The sequence below is a fragment of the Streptomyces sp. NPDC057854 genome (genome assembly GCF_042797055.1).
Taxonomy (GTDB): Bacteria; Actinomycetota; Actinomycetes; order Streptomycetales; family Streptomycetaceae; genus Streptomyces.
The window spans coordinates 112,047-138,161 of record NZ_JBHVMF010000019.1 but is presented as its reverse complement, the minus strand read 5'-3'; the positions used below and the strand labels follow the sequence as shown (position 1 = coordinate 138,161).

General features: G+C 71.1%; 22 protein-coding genes. 4 read left to right on the top strand and 18 right to left on the bottom strand.

Annotation, left to right across the window (positions count from 1 at the left end; translation table 11 throughout):
- Positions 1-3: 3 nt before the first annotated feature.
- The 5 genes from ACFVQZ_RS25885 to ACFVQZ_RS25865 form a co-directional block, all read right to left on the bottom strand.
- Positions 4-960 (bottom strand): WYL domain-containing protein, encoded by a 957-nt coding sequence (locus ACFVQZ_RS25885; protein ID WP_030494387.1) that lies wholly within the window; start codon positions 958-960, stop codon positions 4-6.
- A 129-nt stretch (positions 961-1,089) separates the two neighbouring features.
- The gene (locus ACFVQZ_RS25880; protein WP_030494388.1) at positions 1,090-1,470 is read right to left on the bottom strand and encodes an FKBP-type peptidyl-prolyl cis-trans isomerase; all 381 of its coding nucleotides are present in this window, start codon (positions 1,468-1,470) and stop codon (positions 1,090-1,092) included.
- Between the two features lie 96 nt (positions 1,471-1,566).
- Positions 1,567-2,505: an FKBP-type peptidyl-prolyl cis-trans isomerase gene (locus tag ACFVQZ_RS25875; protein WP_030494389.1), complete on the bottom strand. Its 939-nt coding sequence runs from the start codon at positions 2,503-2,505 to the stop codon at positions 1,567-1,569.
- Positions 2,506-2,623: 118 nt separating this feature from the next.
- Entirely contained in the window at positions 2,624-3,985 is a 1,362-nt protein-coding gene (gene pafA / locus ACFVQZ_RS25870; RefSeq protein ID WP_030494390.1) for a Pup--protein ligase, read from the bottom strand.
- A 69-nt stretch (positions 3,986-4,054) separates the two neighbouring features.
- Complete coding sequence (locus ACFVQZ_RS25865; protein WP_383626461.1) at positions 4,055-5,329, bottom strand: MFS transporter; 1,275 nt, start codon at positions 5,327-5,329, stop codon at positions 4,055-4,057.
- A 131-nt stretch (positions 5,330-5,460) separates the two neighbouring features.
- Between ACFVQZ_RS25865 and ACFVQZ_RS25860 the strand changes: the two genes are divergently transcribed.
- Complete coding sequence (locus tag ACFVQZ_RS25860) at positions 5,461-6,480, top strand: LacI family DNA-binding transcriptional regulator (protein ID WP_383626458.1); 1,020 nt, start codon at positions 5,461-5,463, stop codon at positions 6,478-6,480.
- A 66-nt stretch (positions 6,481-6,546) separates the two neighbouring features.
- On the opposite strand, the gene prcA is transcribed toward ACFVQZ_RS25860, so the two are convergent.
- The 6 genes from prcA to arc all read right to left on the bottom strand — a co-directional run bounded on the left by prcA (position 6,547) and on the right by arc (position 12,524).
- Positions 6,547-7,299, bottom strand: coding sequence for a proteasome subunit alpha (prcA, locus tag ACFVQZ_RS25855; RefSeq protein WP_030494393.1), 753 nt, complete (start codon positions 7,297-7,299; stop codon positions 6,547-6,549).
- Positions 7,300-7,346: 47 nt separating this feature from the next.
- The gene (prcB, locus tag ACFVQZ_RS25850) at positions 7,347-8,186 is read right to left on the bottom strand and encodes a proteasome subunit beta (RefSeq protein WP_030494394.1); all 840 of its coding nucleotides are present in this window, start codon (positions 8,184-8,186) and stop codon (positions 7,347-7,349) included.
- Positions 8,138-8,371 carry an endonuclease VII domain-containing protein gene (locus tag ACFVQZ_RS25845; RefSeq protein ID WP_383626453.1) on the bottom strand — a complete coding sequence of 78 codons (234 nt, stop codon included), beginning with the start codon at positions 8,369-8,371 and terminating at the stop codon, positions 8,138-8,140. Before ACFVQZ_RS25845 ends, prcB begins: the two co-directional genes overlap by 49 nt.
- 313 nt (positions 8,372-8,684) lie before the next feature.
- The gene (locus ACFVQZ_RS25840) at positions 8,685-8,897 is read right to left on the bottom strand and encodes a ubiquitin-like protein Pup (protein ID WP_030494396.1); all 213 of its coding nucleotides are present in this window, start codon (positions 8,895-8,897) and stop codon (positions 8,685-8,687) included.
- 166 nt (positions 8,898-9,063) lie between these two features.
- The gene (dop, locus tag ACFVQZ_RS25835) at positions 9,064-10,575 is read right to left on the bottom strand and encodes a depupylase/deamidase Dop (RefSeq protein WP_030494397.1); all 1,512 of its coding nucleotides are present in this window, start codon (positions 10,573-10,575) and stop codon (positions 9,064-9,066) included.
- Positions 10,576-10,757: 182 nt separating this feature from the next.
- Positions 10,758-12,524 carry a proteasome ATPase gene (gene arc, locus ACFVQZ_RS25830; protein WP_030494398.1) on the bottom strand — a complete coding sequence of 589 codons (1,767 nt, stop codon included), beginning with the start codon at positions 12,522-12,524 and terminating at the stop codon, positions 10,758-10,760.
- Positions 12,525-12,765: 241 nt separating this feature from the next.
- Between arc and ACFVQZ_RS25825 the strand changes: the two genes are divergently transcribed.
- Positions 12,766-13,077 (top strand): ferredoxin, encoded by a 312-nt coding sequence (locus tag ACFVQZ_RS25825; RefSeq protein ID WP_030494399.1) that lies wholly within the window; start codon positions 12,766-12,768, stop codon positions 13,075-13,077.
- A 3-nt stretch (positions 13,078-13,080) separates the two neighbouring features.
- On the opposite strand, the gene ACFVQZ_RS25820 is transcribed toward ACFVQZ_RS25825, so the two are convergent.
- From ACFVQZ_RS25820 to ACFVQZ_RS25810, 3 genes are all read right to left on the bottom strand, one after another.
- Positions 13,081-13,683: a hypothetical protein gene (locus ACFVQZ_RS25820; protein WP_030494400.1), complete on the bottom strand. Its 603-nt coding sequence runs from the start codon at positions 13,681-13,683 to the stop codon at positions 13,081-13,083.
- A gap of 177 nt (positions 13,684-13,860) precedes the next feature.
- Positions 13,861-14,748 (bottom strand): tRNA (adenine-N1)-methyltransferase, encoded by an 888-nt coding sequence (locus ACFVQZ_RS25815; protein ID WP_383626447.1) that lies wholly within the window; start codon positions 14,746-14,748, stop codon positions 13,861-13,863.
- Between the two features lie 18 nt (positions 14,749-14,766).
- A complete protein-coding gene (locus ACFVQZ_RS25810; RefSeq protein WP_383626506.1) occupies positions 14,767-15,900 on the bottom strand; it encodes a site-2 protease family protein in 1,134 nt (377 codons plus the stop codon).
- 178 nt (positions 15,901-16,078) lie between these two features.
- Here ACFVQZ_RS25810 and ACFVQZ_RS25805 point away from each other — a divergent pair, with 178 nt between their 5' ends.
- Positions 16,079-16,981: a RecB family exonuclease gene (locus tag ACFVQZ_RS25805; RefSeq protein WP_383626444.1), complete on the top strand. Its 903-nt coding sequence runs from the start codon at positions 16,079-16,081 to the stop codon at positions 16,979-16,981.
- Positions 16,982-16,991: 10 nt separating this feature from the next.
- Positions 16,992-17,669 (top strand): response regulator transcription factor, encoded by a 678-nt coding sequence (locus ACFVQZ_RS25800; protein WP_030494404.1) that lies wholly within the window; start codon positions 16,992-16,994, stop codon positions 17,667-17,669.
- A 90-nt stretch (positions 17,670-17,759) separates the two neighbouring features.
- Here the strand turns inward: ACFVQZ_RS25800 and ACFVQZ_RS25795 are convergent, their stop codons facing one another.
- The 4 genes from ACFVQZ_RS25795 to metH form a co-directional block, all read right to left on the bottom strand.
- The gene (locus ACFVQZ_RS25795) at positions 17,760-19,334 is read right to left on the bottom strand and encodes an ABC transporter substrate-binding protein (protein WP_030494405.1); all 1,575 of its coding nucleotides are present in this window, start codon (positions 19,332-19,334) and stop codon (positions 17,760-17,762) included.
- A gap of 67 nt (positions 19,335-19,401) precedes the next feature.
- A complete protein-coding gene (locus ACFVQZ_RS25790) occupies positions 19,402-20,994 on the bottom strand; it encodes an ABC transporter substrate-binding protein (RefSeq protein WP_383626441.1) in 1,593 nt (530 codons plus the stop codon).
- A gap of 593 nt (positions 20,995-21,587) precedes the next feature.
- Entirely contained in the window at positions 21,588-22,313 is a 726-nt protein-coding gene (locus tag ACFVQZ_RS25785; RefSeq protein ID WP_030494407.1) for an HAD family phosphatase, read from the bottom strand.
- 148 nt (positions 22,314-22,461) lie between these two features.
- Positions 22,462-25,977: a methionine synthase gene (metH, locus tag ACFVQZ_RS25780; RefSeq protein WP_383626439.1), complete on the bottom strand. Its 3,516-nt coding sequence runs from the start codon at positions 25,975-25,977 to the stop codon at positions 22,462-22,464.
- Between the last annotated feature and the right edge of the window lie 138 nt (positions 25,978-26,115).

Genomic DNA, 26,115 nt, shown 5'->3' with positions numbered 1-26,115 from the left:
CCCTCAGCCCTTGGCGACGGCGCGCAGCCGCTCCACCACGTCGGCGCGCAGGTCGGCCGGTTCCAGTACGACGACGTCGGGGCCGAACTCGACGAGCCAGGCGTCGAGGCCGTGCCCGTACGGGATCTCCAGCTCGTCCCAGCCGTCGGGGCCCTCGCTGGTCTCGGTGGCGCGGGCGCGCAGCGGGTAGCCGCAGCCGGCGCGGAGCCGGATGCGGGCGGTGCGGGTCGCGGTCTCGCCGGCCCAGCTCTCCACGGTCTCGCGGACGGTGACGTGGTCGGGCACGGGCGCGGTGAAGGCGCCGGCCCGGGAGCGGACCCTGCCGGTGATGCGGGACAGGCGGAAGACGCGCTCGGCGCCGCGGTCGCGGTCCCAGCCGGCCAGGTACCAGTGGCCGCGCCAGCACTCCAGCGCCCAGGGCTCGACCTGGCGGGGCTCGGGGCGGGCGGCGTTGGCCTTGCGGTAGTCGAAGACGACGGGGCGCCGGTCGCGGCAGGCGAGCATCAGCGGCTCGAAGGCGGCCTCGTGGACCGGGATGCGGGGTTCGAGGGCGCTGGGCTGGATCTCGTACGTCTCCTCCGCCTCGGGCATGCCGGCGGCGCGGAGCTTCTGGAGGGCACCGCTGGCGGCGCCGGCCAGGCGGGCCTGCTGCCAGACCTTGGCGGCGAGACCGAGCGCGGCGGCCTCCTCGGCGTCCAGGGTGATGGGCGGGAGGCGGTTGGAGTCGCGGCGGGCGAGGTAGCCGGTCTCGCCGTCGAGGTTCTCGACGGTCTCGATGACCAGGCCGAGCTCGCGGAGGTCGTCCTTGTCCCGCTCGAACATGCGGTTGAACGCCTCGTCGCCGCTCGCCTCCAGGTACGCCTCGATCGAGCCGCGCAGTTCGCGCTTGCTGAGCGCGCGTCGCGTCCCGAGCAGGCACAGCGCGAGATTCATGAGCCGCTCGGCCTTGGCAATCGCCATGGACGCCCTGCACCCTCTTCCCCGGTTCCGTTCTCGGACGTCCGACCGTACCGCCCCGGGGTGTCCGGACAAAAGCCGAGGGCCCCCGCCGCGGAGGCGGGGGCCCTCGGTGGGGGCGTGCGGGGCGGATCAGCCCTTCTTCACGGCCACCAGGTCGCAGACGAAGATCAGCGTCTCGCCGGGGCCGATCTTGGCGCCGGCGCCGCGGTCGCCGTAGGCGAGGTGCGCGGGGATGATCAGCTGGCGGCGGCCGCCGACCTTCATGCCCTGGACGCCCTGGTCCCAGCCCTTGATGACCTGGCCGACACCGAGCTGGAAGGGCAGCGCCTCGCCGCGGTTCCAGGAGGCGTCGAACTCCTCGCCGGTGCTGAAGGAGACACCGACGTAGTGGACCTGGACGTGGTCACCGGCGGCGGCGGTCTCGCCGTCGCCCTCCCAGATGTCCTTGATCTCCAGGTCGGCCGGCGGCTCGCCGCCCGGGAAGTCGACCTCGGGCTTCTCGATGCTCACTGCAGTGTGCTCCTCATACGGGTGGAACCGCGCGGACGATGGCCCGCGCGACCCCGACAACCTACCTCGTGGCGGCCCGGGTCGCGCGGGAACCGGCTACTGCTTGGCGAGGATGTCCACGGTGAAGACGAGGGTCGAGTTCGCCGGGATCGGACCCTGGGCCTTGTCGCCGTAGCCGTCGGCCGGCGGGACGACGAGGAGCACGCGGCTGCCGACCTTCTTGCCCGCCAGGCCCTTGGTCCAGCCCGGGATGACGCCGGACAGCTGGAAGGTGGCCGGGGCGCCCCGGTCGTAGGAGCTGTCGAACTTCTTGCCGTCCTTCCAGAGCACTCCCTGGTACTGGACGGTCAGGGTGTCGGTGTTCTTGACGGCCTCGCCCTTGCCCTCGATGACGTAGTTCGAGACGAGCGCCTTCGGGGCGTCGGTCTTCGGCACGGTCAGCGAGGGGGCCTTGCCGTCGGTGTTGGTGCCGACCTTGGGCAGGTCCTTGTTCTCCTGGGCGACGGCGGTGCCCTCGGCGGACTTCGGGATGGTGGTCGCCTTCAGGATGTCGACGACGAAGACGAGGGTGGCGCCGCCCTTGATGCTGGGCGGGGAGCCCTGATCGCCGTAGCCGAGCTCCGGCGGGATGCCGATCTCGACGCGGCTGCCGACCTTCTGGCCCTTCAGACCCTGGTCCCAGCCCTTGATGACCTGCCCGGCGCCGAGGGTGAGGGTGAACGGCTCGCCCCGGTCGAAGCTGTTGTCGAAGGGGGTCGTGGAGTCCCAGGTCTGACCGAGGTAGTTGACCTGGAGGGCGTCGCCGTCCTTGGTCACCGGGCCGTCGCCCTCGCTGACGACGTTGACCTTGAGCTGCTTCGGCGGGTCGCCCTCGCCCTTCGAGAGGGTGGGCTTCTCCCCGAACTTCTGGCCCGCGGTGATGGCCGGAAGCCCGTTGGTCATCGAGGCGTTATCGGAGCCCTTGGTCTCGCTGCCGCACGCCGCTGTGGTGAGCAGCAGCAGCGGGACGACGAGAAGGCCGGCAAGTCGGCGCACGTGTTCCTCAGATCTCAGACGGCACGGTAGTTGTCCGGACACTCTAGGGGACCCGCGCGTGACGTCCAGGGCCCCGCGCGTCGTCCGCGCGGGGCCCCGACCTGCTCTTGTGATCGTCCTACATACCGGCGATCAGCTTCTCGACCCGGTCGTCGACCGAGCGGAACGGGTCCTTGCACAGGACCGTGCGCTGCGCCTGGTCGTTGAGCTTGAGGTGCACCCAGTCGACCGTGAAATCCCGGCGCTGCTCCTGGGCGCGGCGGATGAAGTCGCCGCGGAGCCGGGCCCGGGTGGTCTGCGGAGGCACCGACTTGCCCTCGAAGATCTTCACGTCGTTGCAGACCCGGGCCGCCTGCCCGTTCTTCTGGAGCAGGTAGTACAGCCCGCGGCGGCGGTGGATGTCGTGGTACGCGAGGTCTATCTGGGCGACCCGCGGGTTCGACATGGTCATGTTGTGCTTGGCGCGGTACCGCTCGATGAGCTTGTACTTCATCACCCAGTCGATCTCCGTCTGGATGCGGTCCAGCTCCTCCTGCTCGATCGCGTCGAGCGTGCGGCCCCACAGTTCGAGGACCTGCGCGATCGTGCCCGAGCGGATGCCGCGCCGGTCGACGAAGTCGGACGCCTTCTCGAAGTACTCGCGCTGCACCTCCAGCGCGGACGCCTCCCGGCCGCTGGCCAGCCGCACCTTGCGCTGCCCGGTGATGTCGTGGCTGACCTCGCGGATGGCCCGGATCGGGTTCTCCAGGGTCAGGTCGCGCATCACGGTGCCGGCCTCGATCATGCGCAGGACGAGGTCGGTGGCGCCGACCTTGAGCAGCATGGTCGTCTCGGACATGTTCGAGTCGCCGACGATGACGTGGAGGCGGCGGTAGCGCTCGGCGTCGGCGTGCGGCTCGTCGCGGGTGTTGATGATGGGCCGGGAGCGGGTGGTGGCGGAGCTGACGCCCTCCCAGATGTGCTCGGCGCGCTGGGAGACGCAGAACACGGCCCCGCGCGGGGTCTGGAGGACCTTCCCGGCACCGCAGATGAGCTGACGGGTGACCAGGAACGGGATGAGGATGTCGGCGAGGCGGGAGAACTCGCCGTGGCGGGCGACGAGGTAGTTCTCGTGGCAGCCGTAGGAGTTTCCGGCGGAGTCGGTGTTGTTCTTGAAGAGATAGACGTCGCCCGCGATTCCCTCCTCGTGCAGGCGGCGTTCGGCGTCCACGAGAAGACCTTCGAGAATGCGCTCGCCGGCCTTGTCGTGGGTGACGAGTTCGATCACGTCGTCGCATTCCGGTGTGGCGTATTCCGGATGCGAACCCACGTCGAGGTACAGGCGGGCACCGTTCCGCAGGAAGACATTGCTGCTGCGGCCCCATGACACGACTCGGCGGAAGAGGTACCGCGCCACTTCGTCAGGAGACAGTCGGCGCTGTCCCCTGAACGTGCACGTGACGCCGTACTCGTTCTCCAGCCCGAAAATGCGGCGGTCCATGTCTGAACATTACGCCTGACGGCCTGTGCTGAAACCGGGTTGAGCGTTCCCGTTCCGATCGTTTTCCGATCAGAGGGCGTTCTTTTCGGTGGAAACGGGGGCGGCGGCCCCTCCGGTACCGCCCCCGCCGGCGGCGTGTCGCGTGCGGCGGCCGGGCGCGCCGGGATCGTTCAGCACCCGGCCGGTGGCCAGCAGCACCAGCAGGGCGACCAGGCCGCCGGCGCCCGCCACGGCGAATCCGGCGACGGTCCCGGCCAGTTCGATCGCGGGCCCGGCGGCGGCCGAGCCGAGGGCCGCGCCGACGCCGAAGGTGGTGACCAGCCAGGAGAACGCCTCGGTGACGGTCCCGGCCGGGGCGTGCCGGTCGACCACGATGAACGCACAGGCCAGCACGGGGGCGAGGAAGAAGCCGGCGAGGGCCGACAGGGCGGCCATGGCGACCGGACCGGGGGTGAGCGTCAGCGGCAGGTAGCAGAGCGCGAGCAGGGCGGCCAGCACGCGCAGCCGGCGCTCCGGGGCGCCGGCCCACTGCCGGGCGCCGTAGAGGACGCCGCCGAGGAGCGCGCCGAGGCCGAGGGCGGCCATCAGCCAGCCGTAGACCGACGGGGCGCCGCGGTCGTCGGCGTAGGCGACGGCGGCGACCGTGATGGAGCCGAGCGCGAGGCCGACGAAGAAGAACGAGCCGAGCAGGGCGAGCAGCCCGGGCGAGCGCAGCGCGCCGAGCCAGTGGGCCTCGCGCGGCGCGGAGCGCCAGGCGCGGGAGGGCGCGGAGAGGACCACGGAGAGGGCGCCAAGCACGCCGATGAGGTTGATGACGAGCAGGGCGGCGGCGGGCGACCAGAGGGCGACGCACAGGGTCACCAGCAGCGGGCCGACCGTGAACATGACCTCCTGGGCGACGGCGTCGAGGGCGTACGCCCGGTGGACCCGGTCCTCGCGGCCCAGGACGCTCGGCCAGAGGGCCCGCAGGCCGCCCTCCAGGGGCGGCGTGAAGAACCCGGCGAGGACGACGGCGGCGTAGGCGAGCGGGAGGCTGCCGATGCCGGCGAGGGCGAAGAGCGCCATACCGAGGGCCGAGAGGACGGCGGCGGGAAACTGGACGCGCGGCTGGCCCTTGAGGTCGACGGCCCGGCCGAGGAGCGGCTGCCCGACGGCGTTCGCGAGGCCGTACGCGGCGACCAGGCCGCCCGCGAGGGTGTAGCCGCCGCCCTGGTCGCGGACGAAGAGCGTCATCGCGACCGGGCCGGTGCCGTTGGGCAGCCGGCCGACCAGGGTGCCGGTGAGCAGGCGGAGCGCGTGTGGCGCCCGCAGGATGTCGCGGTAACCGCCGTGCGCCGTGGCCATGCGGGCCTCCCCTCCGTCGGCCGCAGCCGAGGTTTTACGTATAACTTGCGTCGTCATACGTACCATGGCCGCGGGACGCGGGTCCACCCCGCGCTTCCGGAACCGACCGAGCGCGCCCCCGCGGAGGCCCCGTGCACCCCCCCGAGCCCAGCACCGCCGCCCGCCCCACCAGCCGGGACGTGGCCCGCGCCGCCGGGGTGTCCCAGGCCACCGTCTCCCTCGTCATGGGCGGCAAGTGGCGCGGCCGGGTCTCGGAACGCACCGCGGACACCGTCCGCGCCGCCGCCCGCGACCTCGGCTACCGGCCCAACCTCGCCGCCCGCAACCTCCGCCTCGGCCGCACCCGCACCGCACTCCTCGTCGTGCCCGCCCTCACCAACGAGTTCTTCGCCCACGTCTACACCGGCGCGGCGGCGGTCGCCGCCGGCCACGGCTTCGGCGTGGTCCTCTACCCCTCCCCCGACGGCCTCGGCCCCGCCCGCGACCCGTTCGCCTCCTCCCAGGCCGCCCTCGACGGCGTCCTCGCCTCCTCGATGGCGACCGGCGCCCTCGAAGCCTTCCGCGGCGGCGACCTCCCCCTCGTCATGCTCGACAGCGACCCCGCCGACCCCGGCGCCGCCGCCCACGTCAACCTCGACGTCGCCCAGGGCATGCGCCTGGTCACCGCGCACCTGCTCGCCCTCGGCCACCGCCGCTTCCTGCACCTCGCCTCCGCCGCGCCCTCCTGGACCTTCGACGTGCGCGCCGCCGTCCTCGGCGAGGCCCTGCGCGGCACCGGGGTGCGCACCGTACGGGCGCCGCTCACGGTCGCCGCCGCACGGGAGGCCGCCGGAACCGCCCTCGCCGCCCCCGGACCCCGCCCCACCGCGGTGATCTGCGACGACGACATCCTCGCGGCCGGCGTCTGCAAGGCCGCGCGGCGCCTGGGCCTGCGCGTGCCGGAGGACCTGTCGGTCACCGGTTTCGACGACATGGCGCTGGCGACGGCCGTCGAACCGGAACTCACCACCGTCCGGCTGCCCGCCGAGGAGTTCGGCCGGCGCGGCATGGAGGCGCTGCTCGCCGTCCTGGCGGGCGAACCGGCCCGGGCGGACGTCCTCCCCGTCGAACTGGTCCCGCGCGGCTCCACGGGCCCCGCGCCCGCCGCCTGACCCCGGTCATGCGCGCGGAGGGCCCGGTCCTGGTGGACCGGGCCCTCCGCGCGTACCGGCTGGGGACTACTCCTCGGGCTGCTCGTCCGAGGGGTCGTCCGTCTTCGTGACGGCCGCGTCGTCCGCCTCCAGCAGCCGGGACAGCTGGCGCCCGACGATCCGCTTGAACTTCCGCTGCTGCGGACGCGTACGGTCCAGGACCGCCACCTCCAGGCGCTCCGCGGGGATCTCCCGCTCGGTGCCGTTGGTGTCCCGGGAGAGCGCCTGCACGGCCAGCTTCAGGGCCTCCGCGAGCGACATCCCGTCCCGGTGCCGCTGGTCCAGGAACGAGCTGATCTGCTCCGCGTTGCCGCCCACCGCGACCGAGCCGTGCTCGTCCACGATGGAGCCGTCGTGCGGCAGCCGGTAGATCTGGTCGCCGGCCGGCTCGGTGCCGACCTCGGCGACCACCAGCTCCACCTCGTACGGCTTCTCGCCGGCGCTGGAGAAGATGGTGCCCAGCGTCTGCGCGTAGACGTTCGCCAGGCCGCGCGCGGTGACGTCGTCCCGGTCGTAGGTGTAGCCGCGCAGGTCGGCGTAGCGGACGCCGCCGATGCGCAGGTTCTCGTACTCGTTGTACTTGCCGGCGGCGGCGAAGCCGATCCGGTCGTAGATCTCGCTGAACTTGTGCAGGGCACGGGACGGGTTCTCGCCGACGAACACGATGCCGTCGGCGTACTGGAGGACCACCAGGCTCCGCCCGCGCGCGATGCCCTTGCGGGCGTACTCCGCGCGGTCGGCCATGGCCTGCTGGGGTGAGACGTAGAACGGTGTCGACACCGGCGCTCGTCCCTTTCTTCTGGGCGGTGAGGGGGGCGACGTGGGGATCAGAGCAGGGCGGCGCGCGGTCCGTCCGGCTGCTCCAGACGCCGCTCGGTAACCGAACGGGCGAGTTCGGAGGACTCCGCCTCGGAGAGCCTGCGGAAGCCCTCGTCGGTGATGACGGTGACGATCGGGAAGATCCGGCGGGCGAGGTCCGGGCCGCCGGTCGCCGAGTCGTCGTCCGCCGCGTCGTACAGCGCCTGCACGACCAGGGTGGTCGCCTGCTGCTCGGTGAGGTCCTCCCGGTACAGCTTCTTCATCGAGCCGCGGGCGAAGATCGAGCCCGAGCCGGTGGCGGCGTACCCGTGCTCCTCGGACCGGCCGCCGGTCACGTCGTACGAGAAGATCCGGCCCTTCTCGCGGCTCTCGTCCCAGCCCGCGAAGAGCGGCACCACGGCGAGGCCCTGCATGGCCATGCCGAGGTTGCTGCGGATCATGGTGGAGAGGCGGTTCGCCTTGCCCTCCAGCGAGAGCGTGGCCCCCTCGACCTTCTCGAAGTGCTCCAGCTCCAGCTGGAAGAGCTTGACCATCTCGACGGCGAGGCCGGCGGTGCCGGCGATGCCGACGGCGGAGTACTCGTCCGCCGGGAACACCTTCTCGATGTCCCGCTGCGCGATCATGTTGCCCATGGTGGCCCGCCGGTCACCCGCGAGCACGACGCCCCCCGGGAACGTCGCGGCCACGATGGTGGTGCCGTGCGGAGCCTCGACGATCCCCTCCGGCAGCTTCCGGTTCCCCGGCAGCAGCTCCGGCGAGTGATCGGCGAGGAAGTCGATGAAGGACGAAGACCCCGGCGTCAGGAAGGCGGCCGGCAGACGCCCTGTGCCACGAGTGTTGGGTTCCACAGGTTTCCTTCCACGTAAGCGGCCGCACGCCTGATGACATCCGGCCGATCCTTGAACTGCCCCAGCGCCGCGTTGCCACTGAAGCACAGCACGCCCCGGACCTTACCCGTCCGATGATCGTGATCCACATGCTCCGCCGGACCCTCCCGGCAGATCACGCGGACACCGCCCTGGGCGGCGATCATCCGGTCGCGCTCGGCTTCGGTGATGCCGTACGTGCGCTTGAGATGCCCGGCGCGCCCCTCGGCCTTCTTGCACGCTTGCAGCGGGTGGCCAGGCCGTCCGGCGCGGTGGCGTTGCGGTGCCGGTCGTCGTGCGGCTCGATCTCACCGCACTGCCGACAGAGCTCGTGCCCCACCGGTACGTCCGCCGCGCTTCGGACGACCTCGCCCTTGGCCGCCTGTCCGATCCGGCAACGCTCGGCCCCGTAGGCCCGACGCATTCCCGGCACCTCACCTGCGGTCCGTCACCCCTGCGGCGTCGCCTTCGATGCGAAGGCTACTGGCCGCCCTTCTGCACGAAGCTTCGGACGAAGTCCTCGGCGTTCTCTTCCAGGACGTCGTCGATCTCGTCCAGGACCGAGTCGACGTCGTCGCTCAGCTTCTCCTGGCGCTCCTTGAGGTCGGAGCTCGCCTCCGTGGTGGTCTCCTCGACCTCCTCCGTGGAGCGCGTCGCCTTCTGCTGTCCGCCGCCGGTGTCCTTGGTCGCCATTTCCTCACCCCGCTCGAATCGGATCGCTCGGACTGGTGCTACGGGTCCTTCAAGATCAGACCCTACAAGCCGGGGCCGACATCGGCCCCCGGGTTTCCCCGGCGTCCGGGCACTGCTTTCATGATTCCCAGGGGCCGGCCCTTTCAGCCCCTGTTCAGGTCTCGAATCAGTTGCCGGAGAGAACCCTGACGAGTTCCTCCGCGGTGCGGCAGCGGTCCAGGAGCGCCGCCACGTGCGCCTTGGTGCCGCGCAGCGGCTCCAGGGTCGGGACGCGCTGCAGCGAGTCGCGGCCCGGCAGGTCGAAGATCACCGAGTCCCAGGAGGCCGCGGCGACGTCGTCGGCGTACTGCTCCAGGCAGCGGCCGCGGAAGTACGCCCGGGTGTCCTCCGGCGGGGCCGTCTCGGCCCGCTCCACGTCGGCCTCGTCCAGGAGGCGCTGCATGCGCCCGCGGGCGACCAGGCGGTTGTACAGGCCCTTGTCGGGCCGTACGTCCGCGTACTGGAGGTCCACCAGGTGCAGCCGGGCCGCGTCCCAGTCGAGGCCGTCCCGGCGCCGGTAGCCCTCCATGAGCTCGCGCTTGGCGATCCAGTCCAGCTCGCCGGCGAGGCTCATCGGATCGTTCTCCAGCCGGTTGAGCGTGTCCTCCCAGCGGGCCAGGACGTCCCTCGTCTGATCGTCCGCGTCCGTGCCGTACCGCTCGTCCACGTACTTCCTGGCCAGCTCGCAGTACTCCATCTGGAGCTGCACGGCGGTGAGTGTCCGGCCGCTGCGCAGCGTGACGAGGTACTGGAGCGAGGGGTCGTGGGAGACGTGGTGGAGGGTGCGGACGGGCTGGTCGACGGCGAGGTCGACGGTGATGAAGCCGTCCTCGATCATGGAGAGGACGAGGGCGGTGGTGCCCAGTTTGAGGTAGGTGGAGATCTCGGAGAGGTTGGCGTCCCCGATGATCACGTGCAGCCGGCGGTACTTCTCGGCGTCGGCGTGCGGTTCGTCGCGGGTGTTGATGATGGGCCGCTTGAGGGTGGTCTCCAGGCCGACCTCGACCTCGAAGTAGTCGGCGCGCTGGCTGATCTGGAAGCCGTTCTCGCGGCCGTCCTGGCCGATGCCGACGCGGCCGGCGCCGGTGACGACCTGGCGGGAGACGAAGAAGGGCGTCAGGTGGCGCACGATGTCCGAGAAGGGGGTCTCCCGCTTCATCAGGTAGTTCTCGTGCGTGCCGTAGGAGGCGCCCTTGTTGTCGGTGTTGTTCTTGTAGAGGTGGATCGGCTGGGCGCCGGGGAGCTGGGCGGCGCGCTCGGCGGCCTCGGCCATGATGCGCTCGCCGGCCTTGTCCCAGAGGACGGCGTCGCGGGGGTTGGTGACCTCGGGGGCGCTGTACTCGGGGTGGGCGTGGTCCACGTAGAGCCGGGCGCCGTTGGTGAGGATCACGTTGGCGAGGCCGATGTCCTCGTCGGTGAGCTGGCTGGAGTCGGCGGCCTCGCGGGCGAGGTCGAAGCCGCGGGCGTCCCGCAGCGGGTTCTCCTCCTCGAAGTCCCAGCGGGCGCGGCGCGCCCGGTGCATCGCCGCGGCGTAGGCGTTGACGATCTGGGACGAGGTGAGCATGGCATTGGCGTTCGGGTGTCCGGGGACGGAGATCCCGTACTCCGTCTCGATGCCCATTACTCGCCGTACGGTCATGCGGCCCTCCTTGCCCGGCGGCGCTCAGTGCGCGACTCGGCGGTACCGAAGAGCCTAGAGCGGCTCCGCGCTGGTGGGGAGATCACTTGCGGTATTTCCCGGAAGTGGCCGGGAGTTTTTGCGGTGCGAATGCGACGGCTGCGGATGCCCGGTTTCCGGACATCCGCAGCCGGGGTGCGCTACTACAGGTACTGACCGGTGTTGGCCACCGTGTCGATGGAGCGTCCGGTGTCCGCACCCTGCTTTCCGGTGACGAGGGTGCGGATGAAGACGATCCGCTCGCCCTTCTTTCCGGAGATGCGGGCCCAGTCGTCGGGGTTGGTGGTGTTGGGCAGGTCCTCGTTCTCCTTGAACTCGTCCACGCATGCCTGGAGGAGGTGGGAGACGCGGATGCCCTTCTGGTCGTGGTCGAGGAATGCCTTGATGGCCATCTTCTTGGCCCGGTCGACGATGTTCTGGATCATCGCGCCGGAGTTGAAGTCCTTGAAGTAGAGGACTTCCTTGTCGCCGTTGGCGTACGTGACTTCGAGGAAGCGGTTCTCCTCGGATTCCGCGTACATCTGCTCGACGACGGACTGGATCATTCCGTGCGCGGCGGCGGCCTTGGAGCCGTTGTGCTCGGCGACGTCGTCCGTGTGGAGCGGGAGGTTGGCGGTGAGGTACTTCGCGAAGATGTCCTTCGCGGCCTCGGCGTCCGGGCGCTCGATCTTGATCTTCACGTCGAGCCGGCCGGGGCGGAGAATCGCGGGGTCGATCATGTCCTCGCGGTTGGAGGCGCCGATCACGATCACGTTCTCGAGGCCTTCGACGCCGTCGATCTCGGCGAGCAGCTGGGGGACGATGGTGTTCTCCACGTCCGAGCTGACGCCGGATCCGCGGGTGCGGAAGAGCGATTCCATCTCGTCGAAGAAGACGATGACGGGGGTGCCCTCGCTGGCCTTCTCGCGGGCCCGCTGGAAGACCAGGCGGATGTGCCGCTCGGTCTCGCCGACGTACTTGTTGAGGAGCTCGGGGCCCTTGATGTTGAGGAAGTAGGACTTCCCCGCGGGCTGGCCGGTGACCTCGGCGACCTTCTTGGCCAGGGAGTTGGCGACGGCCTTGGCGATGAGCGTCTTGCCGCAGCCGGGCGGTCCGTAGAGCAGGATGCCCTTGGGCGGGCGGAGTTCGTGCTCCTTGAACAGGTCCGGGTAGAGGTACGGGAGCTCGACCGCGTCGCGGATCAGCTCGATCTGGTTGCCCAGGCCGCCGATCTTGTCGTAGTCGACGTCCGGGACCTCTTCGAGGACGAGTTCCTCGACCTCGCTCTTGGGCACGACCTCGTAGACGTAGCCGGAGCGGGAGTCGAAGAGCAGGGCGTCGCCGGCGCGGATGGTGACGTCCAGCAGAGGCTCGGCGAGCCTCACCACCCGTTCCTCGTCGGTGTGCCCGACCACCAGGGCGCGCTCGCCGTCCTCGAGGATCTCCTTGAGGGTGACGATGTCCCCGGCGCGCTCGAACTCCATGGCCTCGACCACGTTGAGCGCTTCGTTGAGCATGACTTCCTGGCCGCGCCGGAGCTCGTCGAGCTCGACGCTGGGGCTGACGTTCACCCGGAGCTTGCGGCCCCCGGTGATGATGTCGCACGTGCCGTCCTCGTTCGCCTGCAGGAAGACACCGAAGCCGGCCGGCGGCTGCGCGAGCCGGTCGACCTCCTCCTTGAGGGCGACGATCTGGTCGCGCGCCTCACGGAGTGTGTTCGCGAGCCTTTCGTTCTGCGCGGACACGCCGGCCAGGTTGGTCTGCAGCTCGACGATCCGCTCTTCGAGAATCCTCGTGTGTCGCGGAGAGTCGGCGAGCTTGCGGCGCAGGACGGCGATTTCCTGCTCGAGATAGGCAACCTGGCCGGAAGGGTCCTCAGACCCCCGCCCCGGCCGGATGCCGCGGTTGATGTCGTCGTCGTGGGCTGCCACGGTCCTCACCTCCTCCAAGGGGAGCTGGACGCATCCTGACCCTACCTGCGTGGGTGATGATTGAAACCCCTAGATCAAAAAGACTCCGGGGTGTGTCCGATCTTCACCCTTGCGCTTCCCCTCTCGCCAGGGGAATACCCACCCTTCACGCTCCGAAAGCGGGCAGTTGTATCGTCGTGAGGGGTCAACACCCGCGGGTCGCGGCCTCAATTGTCCGCGCGGAGCAGAAACGGCAGAAGAGATGAGCGTGCAGCACGAGGCTCCGGCCGAAGGGGCCGGGGAGGCCCTGGAGGTCTGGATCGACCAGGACCTGTGCACCGGGGACGGGATCTGCGCGCAGTACGCCCCCGAGGTCTTCGAACTGGACATCGACGGGCTCGCGTATGTGAAGAGCGCGGACGACGAGCTGCTGCAGGAGGCGGGGGCGACGACGCCGGTGCCGCTGCCGCTGCTGCAGGACGTGGTGGACTCGGCGAAGGAGTGCCCGGGCGACTGCATCCATGTGCGGCGGGTCCGGGACGGCGTCGAGGTGTACGGGCCCGACGCGGAGTGACGGTCAGACCCCGCGCGCGTGGTCGCCGGCGGAGCGGACGAAGGCGCCGCCGGTCCACTCCCAGGTGACCTGCTCCTTCTCGTCGGGGCAGCAGCTGGGGACGTCGGGGGACGAGTAGCCGAGCAGGGTGGCGCGGACGGTGCCGTCGCTGACGGTGAGCGCGGTGACGCTGCGCTGCTCGCGCGGGTCGACGAGGGTGGCGACCACGCGGGCGGGGTCCTGTGCGCCGCGCCCGCGGGTGATCACGTACAGGCCGGCGGGCGGGGTTCCGGATCCGGCTTCGCAGTGTACGACCGCAACGGTCTCGGGCTTCTTGTCGCCGTCCAGGTCGCCGGTGGCGCGCCGGGCGATCGTGTGGCCGGCTCCCCCGCACCGGAGCGGGTAGGCGGCGCCGTCGGCGTCGGGTGCGGCGGCCGGGCCGGGGGCGGCGGGGGCGGAAGCGGAACCCGTGGCGGAGCCCGTCTGGCCCGCTTCGGCGGCTTCCGGGGTGAGGGTGCCGGCGAGGGCGACGACCGCGGCGGTCGCGGTGGCGGTGGCCAGCCAGTGCAGCGGCCGGGCGTGGGTGTGCGGGAGGTCCACGGTGTCCGGGGCGGCGGAGGGCTGCACGCGAGACGTCTCCTGTGAGGGTCGTGCCGAGGGGTCGCGGGCATCGTGCCACACGTCACAGGGCGGTGGAACAGCCGGGGGTGTCGAACAGGGGTGCCGAACGGGGCGACGCCGCCGCCCGGTTCCCCGCGGTGCGGAGGGTCGGGCGGCGGCGTCGGCCGGTGGTCTGTCGGGGTGTCAGCCCTTGTTGGGGCCGTCGTAGTCGTCGCCGTAGGCGCCCTTCGCGGGGCGGCGGCGGCGCATGGGGGGCTCGACGCCGTCCGCGAGGCGGCGGGCGGTGACGAGGAAGCCGGTGTGGCCGATCATGCGGTGATCGGGGCGGACGGCCAGGCCCTCGACGTGCCAATTGCGGATCATGGACTCCCAGGGCTGCGGTTCGGCGTAGCAGCCGATCTCGCGGATGGACTCCACGGTGCGGGCCAGCTGGGTGGTGGTGGCCACGTAGCAGCAGAGGATGCCGCCGGGGACGAGGGCCTTGGAGACGGCCTCCAGGCACTCCCAGGGGGCGAGCATGTCGAGGATGACCCGGTCGACGTCGGTGTCGCTCAGGCTGTCCTGGAGGTCGCCGACGGTGAGCTGCCAGGCGGGGTGGGGGCCGCCGAAGTAGCGCTCGACGTTGCCCTTCGCGATCTCGGCGAAGTCCTCGCGGCGCTCGTAGGAGTGCAGCATGCCGCTGTCGCCGATGGCGCGGAGCAGGAAGCTGCTGAGCGAGCCGGAGCCGACGCCGGCCTCCACGACGCGCGCGCCGGGGAAGATGTCGGCGAAGGCGAGGATCTGTCCCGCGTCCTTCGGGTAGACCACGGCGGCGCCGCGGGGCATGGACAGGACGTAGTCGGGGAGCAGGGGGCGCAGCGCGAGGTAGGCCACGTTTCCGGTGGTGCGGACAACGCTGCCCTCGGGAGCGCCGATCAGCTCGTCGTGCGGGAAGGAACCCTTGTGGGTGTGGAAGTTCTTTCCCTCTTCGAGCGTGAACGTGTAGTGGCGGCCCTTGGGGTCGGTCAGCTGAACCTGGTCCCCGACCTTGAAGGGCCCGCGTCGGCGGGCGGCACCGGTCGGTTCGGACATGGGAACAGAGTACCGGTGTTACTGGGACGGTCGTGCCATGGCCTTCACGAAGGCCCGCTCGACGTCGGTGGTGGAGAGGACGCCGTAGATCGCGCCGGTGTCCTCGACGACGAGGTATTCGGTGGCGGGGGTGGCGCGGAGGTGGTCGAGGAGGGGCTGGCCGGTGAGCTCGGCGGGGACGCGCATGCCGGGCTGGAGGTCCTGGGTGAGGGTGGAGACGGCGATCCAGGGGCGGCGGTGCTGGGGGACGGCGGCGATCGCGGCTTCGCGGACGATGCCGGTGGGGCCGCCGGTGCCGTCGACGACGACGAGGGCACGGGCGCCGGCCTCGTTGGCGCGGCGGAGGGCTTCGGAGAGGGGGGTGTCGGGGGTGACGGGGATGGCGCGGCGGGTGAGGGCGCGGGCGCGGAGGTCGGGGAGGTGTTCGCGGAGGCGGGCCATGCGGAGGCTGTTGCCGGCGCCGGTCCAGATGATGGCGGCCAGGATGGCGGCGAGGAGGGCGTCGGTGACGGTGGTGAAGCCGTCGATGTCGGCGGTGGAGTTGCCGAGCCAGCCGGTGCGGGTGAGGAGGGGGAGGCCGATGAGGACGGTGACGGCGAGGGCGCGGCCGACCCAGGCGGCGGCGACGGTGCCGCTCATGGGCTTGCCGGTGATCTTCCAGACGATCGCGCGGAGCATCCGGCCGCCGTCGAGGGGGAGGCCGGGGAGGAGGTTGAAGATCGCGACGATGAGGTTGGAGATCATCAGGCCGGCGAGGAGGACGCCGGGGACGGTGCCGGGTTCGACGGCGTGCATGGCGAGGTAGAAGGCGCCGGCGAGGACGAGGGAGAGGAGGGGGCCGACGAAGGCGAGGACGAATTCACGGCCGGGGGTCTCGGACTCCTTCTCGATCTCGGAGACGCCGCCGAAGAACTGGAGCTGGATGCGCCGCACGGGGAGCTTGAAGCGGAGGGCGGCGACGGTGTGGGCGAGTTCGTGGACGAGGACGGAGGCGTAGAAGGCGACGGCGAAGAAGAGGGAGACGAGGTAGCGGGCGGCACCGAGCTCGGGGAGGACGCGTTCGATCTGGTCGCCGAAGACCCAGGTGATGAGGGCGGCGACGAGGAACCAGCTGGGGGCGACGTAGACGGGCACGCCGAAGGGCCGGCCCATCAGGATCCCGCCGCCGGGTTCCTCGGTCCGCTGCGGCTTGGGCTCGTCCTGGTTCACGGGTTCCTCTCGTCGCCGGGGGTGACCGCGCCGCTGCGTCACGGGTCGATCATGCAGCGCGACGGGTCATACGTCGATGGTAGGCGGCTCGCTGTCGGTGGCGGGCCGTAGGGTCTGTGTCATGAGTACGAGCGAGCGGCTCCCGGAAGTGCCCCGGGCGCCCATGTCGCTGTCGCCCTCGCGGGCGAGCGACTTCATGCAGTGTCCCCTGTTGTACCGGTTCCGGGTGATCGACCGGCTGCCGGAGAAGCCGAGCGCGGCGGCGACGCGGGGGACGCTGGTGCACGCGGTGCTGGAGCGGCTGTTCGACGATCCGGCGGCGGAGCGGACGGTGCCGCGGGCGAAGGCGATGGTGCCGGGGCAGTGGGACCGGCTGCTGGAGTCGCGGCCGGAGCTGGGCGAGCTGTTCGCGGACGATCCGGCGGGCGAGCGGTTCGGGCAGTGGCTGGCGGAGGCCGAGGCGCTGGTGGAGCGGTGGTTCACGCTGGAGGACCCGGCGCGTCTGGAGCCGGCGGAGCGCGAGCTGTTCGTGGAGACGGAGCTGGAGTCGGGGCTGCGGCTGCGCGGGGTGATCGACCGGGTGGACGTGGCGCCGACGGGCGAGGTGCGGATCGTCGACTACAAGACGGGGAAGGCGCCGCGGCCGGAGTACAGCGAGGGCGCGCTGTTCCAGATGACGTTCTACGCGCTGGTGGTGTGGCGGCTGAAGGGGGTGATCCCGCGCCGGCTGCAGCTGGTCTACCTGGGCAGCGGGGACGTGCTGACGTACGACCCGGTGGAGGCGGATCTGCTGCGGGTGGAGCGGAAGCTGCACGCGCTGTGGGACGCGATCCGGACGGCGACGGAGACGGGCGACTGGCGGCCGCGGCCGACGAAGCTGTGCGGCTGGTGCGATCACCGGGCGGTCTGTCCGGAGTTCGGGGGGACTCCCCCGGTGTATCCGCTGGAGATCGTTTCCGCGCGCCCGCCGGAGGCCGGTGCGTCGGCGCAGGGCAGAATGGGCGGCGACCGGCCCGCCTCGTGAAGGAGCCCCTGTGACGATTCGCGTCCTCCTGGTCGACGACCAGCCGCTGCTGCGCACCGGCTTCCGGATGATTCTGGAGGCGGAGCAGGACATCACGGTGGTGGGCGAGGCCGGTGACGGTCTGCAGGCGCTGGACCAGGTGCGGGCGCTGCAGCCGGACGTGGTGCTGATGGACATCCGGATGCCGCGGATGGACGGGGTGGAGGCGACCCGGCAGATCACGGGTCCGGGCCGGGACGGTCCGGCGAAGGTGCTGGTGCTGACCACGTTCGATCTGGACGAGTACGTGGTGGAGGCGCTGCGCGCGGGGGCGAGCGGGTTCCTGCTGAAGGACGCGCCGGCGAACGAGCTGGTGCAGGCGATCCGGGTGGTGGCGGCGGGCGAGGCGATGCTGGCTCCGTCGATCACCCGGCGGCTGCTGGACAAGTACTCGGCGCATCTGCCGACGGGCGAGGAGCAGGTGCCGGACACCCTGGGCACGCTGACGGACCGTGAGGTGGAGGTGCTGAAGCTGGTGGCCCGCGGGTTGTCGAACGCGGAGATCGCGGCGGACCTGTTCGTGAGCGAGACGACGGTGAAGACGCACGTGGGCCATGTGCTGACGAAGCTGGGGCTGCGCGACCGGGTGCAGGCGGCGGTGTACGCGTACGAGAGCGGTCTGGTGCGTCCGGGGGGCAACGGCCAGTAGCGGGACGGTGTACGGGGAAGGGCCCGGCGCGCGGGGTGCGCGCCGGGCCCTTCCCCGTGTCCGGCCGTGCCGTGTCCCGGGGGCGGGGGATCAGCTCTTGCGGAGCTCCCAGAAGCGGAAGACGGTCGAGGCGTCGAGGGTCCACTCGAGGCCGGTGACGCCGTCGCGGGTGACGGCGTACTGCTTGCCCTGCCAGAGCGGGAGGAGGGGCAGTTCCGCGGCGACGGCGTCCTGGATCTCGCCGTACTCGTGGTCGGTGGCGGACCGGTCCGCGGTGGCGGCGGTCTTCGGCAGGAGGGTGCCGGTGATGGCCTTGTTCTCGTACCGGTTGGCGAGGACGTTGCCCTCGCCGAAGAAGGGGGCGGTGAAGTTGTCGGCGTCGGGGTAGTCGGGGACCCAGCCCTTGACGTAGACGCCGTACTTGCCGGCGGCGATGTCCTTCTCGTACTGGTCGAAGGCGACGGACTTCACGTCGGCGGCGAAGAGGCCGCTGGCGTTGAGCTGGGCGGCGATGGCCTTGAGCTCGGCGTCGGTGGAGGGGCCGTAGCGGCTGGGGGTGGACCAGAGGGTGAGGGTGACCTTGTCCTTGATGCCGGCGGCGCGGAGCACCTGCTTGGCCTTGGCCGGGTCGGGGGCGCCGTAGGTGTCGAAGAAGGCGGTGTTGTGGCCGTTGATGCCGGCGGGGACGATCGAGTAGAGCGGGGTGGCGGTCGACTTGTAGATGTCCTCGACGAGGGCGTCGCGGTCGACGAGGTGGGCTATCGCCTTGCGGACGGCGAGCTTGCCGGCGACCGGGTCCTTCATGTTGAAGACGAGGTGCTGGACCTCGGCGCTGCTGCCCTGGACGATCTGGACGCCGCGGTCCTCGGTGGACGCCTCCAGGGCGGCGATGTCGGCGGCGGACAGGCCGCGGTAGGCGATGTCGACGTCGCCGGCGGTGAACGCGCCGGCGAGGGCCGCGCGGTCGCCCTGGTAGAGCTTGAGGACGACGCGGTCGTTGCGGCGCTCGGCGGTGCCCTGGTAGCCGGTGTTGGCGGAGAAGACGGCCTCGGTGTCGCCGAAGGAGTCCAGCTTGTACGGGCCGGAGCCGATGGCCTTGCCGTCGGTGCGGAGCGCGTCGGCGGGGTACTCGCGGTGGTCGACGATGGAGCCGGCGCCGGAGGCGATCTTGCTGGGGAAGGTGGCGTCCGGGACCTTGAGGCGGAAGACGACGGTCCGCTCGTCGGGGGTCTCGATGGTGTCGATGGTGGAGAGCAGCGGTGCCGGGCCGGAGGGGTCGGCGATCTTCAGGGCGCGCTCGAAGGAGAACTTGACGTCCTCGGAGGTGAGCGGGTTGCCGTTGGAGAACTTCAGGCCGGGGCGGAGGGTGCAGGTGTAGACGGTGCTGCCGTCGCCGAAGCCGCACTTCTCGGCGGCTTCGGGTTCGGGCAGGGAGCCGCCCTTGGGGAAGGCGAGGAGGGACTGGAAGACGTTGTTGAACAGGAGCCAGGAGCCGGGGTCGTAGCCGGCGGCGGGGTCGGTCGCCAGGATCTCGTCGGACATGCCGACGCGGATGGCGTCGGCGGTGTCGGAGCCCGTTCCCTGTTCGGTGCCGCAGCCGCCGAGGAGGGCGGCGGAGAGGCCCGCGGCGAGCGGGGCGGTCAGCCACTTGTGGTGCGTCTTCACAGAACTTGCCTCGTGATCTCTTGCCAGGCCGGCCGCGCGTGGCTGCGCGGCCGGTACAACGAAGGGGTCAGGCGGTGGTGCCGCGGCTCAGCTCCCAGAGCAGCAGGTCGGAGGAGGTGTTGAGGGCGTACTCGACACCGGTGATGTCGTCGCGGGCGGCGACGTACTGCTTGCCCTGCCAGAGCGGCAGGACGGGCACGTCCTGGGCGACGATCTTCTGGATCTGCTGGTAGACGGGGTTGGCGGCGGTGCGGTCGGCCTCGCGGCGGGAGCGCGGGATGAGCTGTTCGCGGACCTTCTTGTTGACGTACGGGGTGCCGAGGAAGTTGTCGCTGTCGAGGAAGGGCGCGATGTAGTTGTCCGGGTCCGGGTAGTCGGGGAACCAGCCGAGGCCGTAGACGGCGTAGTCGCCGCGGCGCTGGGCGGGGCGGAACTCGGACCAGGCGGTGCCCTTGACGGTGACGTCGAAGAGTTCGCTGGCGATGAGCTGGTTCTTCAGCGTCGCGAACTCCTGGGCGGTCTCGGCGCCGTAGTGGTCGGTGGTGTAGTGGAGGGTCAGCTTGACCGGGGTGGGGACGCCGGCCTTGCGGAGGATGGCGGCGGCGCGGTCGCGGTCGCCCTCGCCGTACTCCTCGTAGAAGGGGGTGGCGTGGCCGGCGATGCTGGAGGGGATCAGCGAGTAGAGCGGCTCGGCGGTGGGGCCGTAGACCCGGTTGACGAGGGCGCCGCGGTCGACGACGGCGGCCATGGCCTGGCGGACGGCCTTCTCCTCGACGGCGGGCGCCTTGGTGTTGAAGGCGAGGTAGCGGATCTCCAGGCCGGGGACCTCGGAGACGCGGATGCCCTCGCTGGGGCTCTCGGTGAGGTCGCGGACCTGCTGCTGGGAGAGGGAGCGGGCCATCATGTCGATGTCCTTGCTCTCCAGGGCCTTGCCCATGGTGCCGGCGTCGGCGAAGGCGCGGAGTTCGACCTGCTCGTTGCGGGGCGTGATGTCGCCCTTGTAGCGGGGGTTGCGGGAGAAGACGAAGCGGGTGGCCTGGCCGCCGTTCTGCTCGGCCTTCAGGGTGTAGGGGCCGGAGCCGTCGACCTGGAAGCCCTCGCGGAGCGCGTCGGCGGCGTACTTCTCCTTGCTGAGGATGGCGGCGACCGGCGTGGAGAGCTTGTACGGGAAGGTGGCGTCTGGCGCGTTGAGGTGGAAGACGACCTCGCGGTCGCCCTTGGTCTCGACGGTGTCGACGGTCGACAGGAGGGCGGCGGCGCCGTTGTCGGACTTGATCGTCCGGACCCGGTCGATGGAGTACTTGACGTCCTCGGCGGTGAGCGGGGAGCCGTCGGCGAAGGTGAGGCCGGGGCGCAGGACGCAGCGGTAGCTCTCGCTGGCCCGGTCGGTGAAGCCGCAGCTCTCGGCGGCCTCGGGGACGGGCTGTCCGCCGCCGCGGGGGACGTGCACGAGGGTCTGGACGGTCTGGCGGAGGATGTTCCAGGCACCGGTGTCGTAGGCGTAGGCCGGGTCGAGCGGGGCCGGGGCCTCGTCGGTGGCGACGAACTGGTCGGTGGTTCCGACGACGATGGCTCTGTCGCCCTCTCCCGTGCCGCAGGCGGCGAGCAGCGGGGCGAGCAGTCCGGCCACGGCCGGCAGCACCAAGGTCTTGCGGTTCATCAAGGGACGTTCTCCTCAGCCGGCCTGGGGTACAGCGGTCATGACGACACTCCGCCGCCGGCCGCCCGGTCGGGGCGGGAGCGATCGGGCCGGGAAGTTGCGATCGGTCCTGTGTTCTCGGCGACTGGGGTATGCGCCGGCGCACGCGGTGATTGCGGCGAAGTACTCGCGAAAGATTAGTGGGCGGCGCCGCCATTGCCGGACGGGGTGGCCGGTGGGGGGTAATCGAAGGGTGATCATGAATGCGGCCGCTTCGATAGTCATGCGGTGCGCGAGGTGGACGGTCCCGAGCGAATCGGGACACAAAGGTGCGGCGGACGTCCGCATTCCGGGCGCCGGACGAGGTCAGGCCACCCCTCGGCGAGCACGCTGGGTGACCAAGGTCACGCGGCGGAAATACGAGGGGTGGCCTGAATCTCTTGTACGGAAGGCGCCGGGCGGCGGGCGGGGGGAACGCGCGGAGCGCCGCCCCGGTGAATACCCGCGGTAATACTTCGGGTGCTCTCCGGGTGATCTTCGGCTGTTCTCCGGTTGATCTCGGGTGGGGCCCGGCGTGATCTCCGGGAAAAGCGCGGAGAAAGCTCAGAGAAAGCTCAAATGACGCCAGGGTCCTTTTCCGTCCGGACACCGGAGACCAGGGTGCGCAGGAACGGCACGTCGACCTCTTCGAGGGAGCGGACCACGACCCGGCCGGGCAGGGCGGGGATCGGCGCGACCGAGGGCACCGCGACGACCCGGCAGCCGGCCGCCTCGGCGGCGGCGACACCGGTCGCGGTGTCCTCGATGACGGCGCACAGGGCGGGGTCGGCGCCGACGCCGCGGGCGGCGGTCAGGTACGGCTCCGGGTGCGGCTTGGTGCGGGTCACCTCGTCGCCGGCGACGGTGAGGTGGAAGCGGTCGCGGCCGACGGACTCCAGGACGCGGTCGATGATCCGCCGGTGGGAGGCGGAGACGAGGGCGGTGGGGATCGCGTACCGGGCCAGCTCGGACAGCAGCCGCTCGGCGCCCGGCATGAGCGGCACCCCGCGGTCGATGCGCTGCTCGAACTTGTCGTTGAGCAGCACGGTGAGCTCGGCGAGGGTGATGTCGGCGCCGGTGGACTCGATGAGGTAGCCGGCGCTGCGGGTCATCGGCCCGCCGACCACCACGTCCCGCCACGCCTCGTCCAGCCGGTGGCCGAGGTCGGCGAAGACCTCGACCTCGGCGTCCCACCAGAAGCCCTCGGTGTCGACGAGGGTCCCGTCCATGTCGAGGAAGACCGCCTGCAGGGCGGAGCTTCCGTTGGCGTGGATCAGGGACGCGGGGACCGTACTGGTCATCCGGCACACCTCCATGGAGGGACGGAAAGGCCGGCCCCCACTCCCGGTACGGGAGGAGGACCGGCCTGCACTGGACCGACCAGTGTACGTCCCGATCACCGCCGGCGCGGATATTTGCGGTCCGGCGTCGACGGGGGTCGCCCGGGGGTCACCGGGCGTTGAAGTACTTCGCCTCCGGGTGGTGGAGGACGATCGCGTCGGTGGACTGCTCGGGGTGGAGCTGGAACTCCTCGGAGAGGTGGACCCCGATCCGCTCCGGCCGCAGGAGTTCCGCGATCTTGGCGCGGTCCTCCAGGTCGGGGCAGGCGCCGTAGCCGAGCGAGAAGCGGGCGCCCCGGTACTTCAGCGCGAACATGTCCTCGACGGCCTCCGGGTCCTCGCCGCCGAAGCCCAGCTCGGCGCGCACGCGCGCGTGCCAGTACTCGGCGAGGGCCTCGGCGAGCTGCACGGACAGGCCGTGGAGCTCCAGGTAGTCGCGGTAGGAGTCGGCGGCGAAGAGCTCGGCGGTGGCCTCGCCGATCTTCGAGCCGACGGTGACGACCTGGAGGCCGACGACGTCGGTCTCGCCGGACTCCTCCGGGCGGAAGAAGTCGGCGAGGCAGAGGCGGCGGCCCCGGCGCTGGCGCGGGAAGGTGAAGCGGGTCCGCTCGTTGCCCGCCTCGTCCAGGATGATCAGGTCGTCGCCCTTGGAGACGCAGGGGAAGTAGCCGTGGACGACGGCCGCCTCCAGCAGGTTCTCCGTGTGCAGCCGCTCCAGCCAGCCGCGCAGCCGCGGCCGGCCCTCGGTCTCCACCAGCTCCTCGTACGTCGGGCCGTCGCCGGTCCGGTTCTGCTTGAGGCCCCACTGGCCCTTGAAGAGGGCGCCCTCGTCCAGCCAGGACGCGTAGTCCTTGAGCGGGATGCCCTTGACCACGCGGGTGCCCCAGAACGGCGGGGTGGGGACGGGGTTGTCGGTGGCGACGTCGGACCGGCCGCCGGGCTCCGGCTCCTCCACCTGGAGGGCCGCGGCGCCCTTGGCGACCCGGCGCTGCTTCAGCTCGGGGAGGGTCGCGCCGGGGACGCCGCGCTTGACGGCGATGAGCGCGTCCATGAGCCGCAGGCCCTCGAAGGCGTCGCGGGCGTAGCGGACCTCGCCCTGGTAGATCTCGTGGAGGTCCTGCTCGACGTAGGCCCGGGTGAGGGCGGCGCCGCCGAGGATCACCGGGTACCTGGCGGCGAGGTCGCGCTGGTTCAGCTCCTCCAGGTTCTCCTTCATGATCACGGTGGACTTCACGAGGAGGCCGGACATGCCGATGACGTCGGCGTTGTGCTCCTCGGCGGCTTCGAGGATGGCGGAGACGGGCTGCTTGATGCCGATGTTGACGACGTTGTAGCCGTTGTTGGAGAGGATGATGTCCACGAGGTTCTTGCCGATGTCGTGGACGTCGCCGCGGACGGTGGCGAGCACGATGGTGCCCTTGCCGTCGGCGTCGGTCTTCTCCATGTGCGGTTCGAGGTAGGCCACCGCGGTCTTCATGACCTCGGCGGACTGGAGCACGAACGGCAGCTGCATCTGGCCGGAGCCGAACAGCTCGCCGACCACCTTCATGCCGTCGAGCAGGGTCTCGTTGACGATGTCGAGGGCCGGGGTGGTGGTGAGGGCTTCGTCGAGGTCGGCCTCCAGGCCGTTCTTCTCGCCGTCGATGATCCGCCGCTTCAGCCGCTCCTCCAGCGGCAGCGCCGCCAGCTCCTCCGCCTTGCCGGCCTTGAGGGACTTGGTGGTGGCGCCCTCGAAGAGCTCCATGAGCTTCTGGAGCGGGTCGTAGCCCTCGGCGCGCCGGTCGTAGATGAGGTCGAGGGCCGTGGTGACCTGCTCCTCGTCGAAGCGGGCGATCGGCAGGATCTTGGAGGCGTGCACGATGGCCGAGTCCAGGCCGGCCTTCACGCACTCGTCCAGGAAGACCGAGTTGAGCAGGATGCGGGCGGCCGGGTTGAGGCCGAAGGAGATGTTCGACAGGCCGAGGGTGGTCTGGACGTCCGGGTGGCGCCGCTTCAGCTCGCGGATGGCCTCGATCGTCGCGATGCCGTCCTTGCGGGACTCCTCCTGGCCGGTGCAGATGGTGAAGGTCAGGGTGTCGATGAGGATGTCGGACTCGCGGATGCCCCAGTTGCCGGTGAGGTCGGCGATCAGGCGCTCGGCGATCTCGACCTTCTTCTCGGGGGTGCGGGCCTGGCCCTCCTCGTCGATGGTGAGGGCGATGAGCGCGGCGCCGTGCTCCTGGGCAAGGCGGGTGACCTTCGCGAAGCGGGACTCGGGGCCGTCGCCGTCCTCGTAGTTGACGGAGTTGATGACGGCCCGGCCGCCCAGCTTCTCCAGGCCGGCGCGGATGACCTCGACCTCGGTGGAGTCCAGGACGATCGGCAGGGTCGACGCGGTCGCGAACCGTCCGGCCAGTTCCTCCATGTCGGCGACGCCGTCCCGGCCCACGTAGTCCACGCACAGGTCCAGCAGGTGCGCGCCCTCGCGGATCTGGTCCCGCGCCATCTCCACGCAGTCGTCCCACCGCCCGTCCAGCATGGCCTCGCGGAACTTCTTCGACCCGTTGGCGTTCGTCCGCTCCCCGATCGCCAGGTACGCGGTGTCCTGCCGGAACGGGACGGTCTGGTAGAGGGAGGCGGCGCCGGGCTCGGGGCGCGGGTCGCGCGGGGCGGGCGTGAGGTCGCGGACGCGCTCGACGACCTGGCGCAGGTGCTCGGGGGTGGTACCGCAGCAGCCGCCGACGAGGGAGAGGCCGTAATCGCGGACGAACTGCTCCTGGGCGTCGGCGAGCTCGGCGGGGCTGAGCGGGTAGTGGGCGCCGTCGGAGGTGAGGACGGGCAGGCCGGCGTTGGGCATCACGGAGAGCGGCACGCGCGCGTGGCGGGCGAGGTAGCGCAGGTGCTCGCTCATCTCGGCGGGGCCGGTGGCGCAGTTCAGGCCGATCATGTCGATGCCGAGCGGCTCCAGGGCCGTCAGGGCGGCGCCGATCTCGGAGCCGAGGAGCATGGTGCCGGTGGTCTCGACGGTGACGGAGACGATGAGCGGCACGTCGGCGCCGAGCGCGTCGAGGGCGCGGCGGGCGCCGATGACGGACGCCTTGGTCTGGAGGAGGTCCTGCGTGGTCTCGACGATCAGCGCGTCGGCGCCGCCGGTGAGCAGGCCCTCGGCGTTCTGCTGGTAGGCGTCGCGGAGGACCGTGTACGGGGCGTGGCCGAGGGTCGGCAGCTTGGTGCCGGGGCCGATGGAGCCGAGGACCCAGCGCTGGCGGCCGTCGGCGGCGGTGAACTCGTCGGCGACCTCGCGGGCGACGCGGGCGCCGGCCTCGGACAGCTCGTGGACGCGGTGGGCGATGTCGTACTCGCCCAGGGCGGCGTGGTTGGCGCCGAAGGTGTTGGTCTCGACGCAGTCGACGCCGGCGGCGAAGTACTCGCGGTGGACGGAGGCGACGATGTCCGGCCGGGTGAGGCTCAGGATCTCGTTGCAGCCCTCCAGGTTCTGGAAGTCCTCCAGGGTGGGCTCCTGGGCCTGGAGCATGGTGCCCATGGCTCCGTCGGCGACGACCACGCGGCTGGCGAGGGCTTCGCGGAGGGCGGCGGCGCGGCTCCGGCTGTCGGCGGAGACGGAACGGGCAGGCGACGAGGCCATGAAGGGGCTCCCTGGGATGCGACGGCTGTCGGCTTTGCACCCTGGGCACAGGGTGCACGGGCCCAGCGTAACCATGCTTCGACCGGGGCGGACACGGCGTCCCACGTGGCGGACGGCATCCTGTGTGCGAGGACTCCC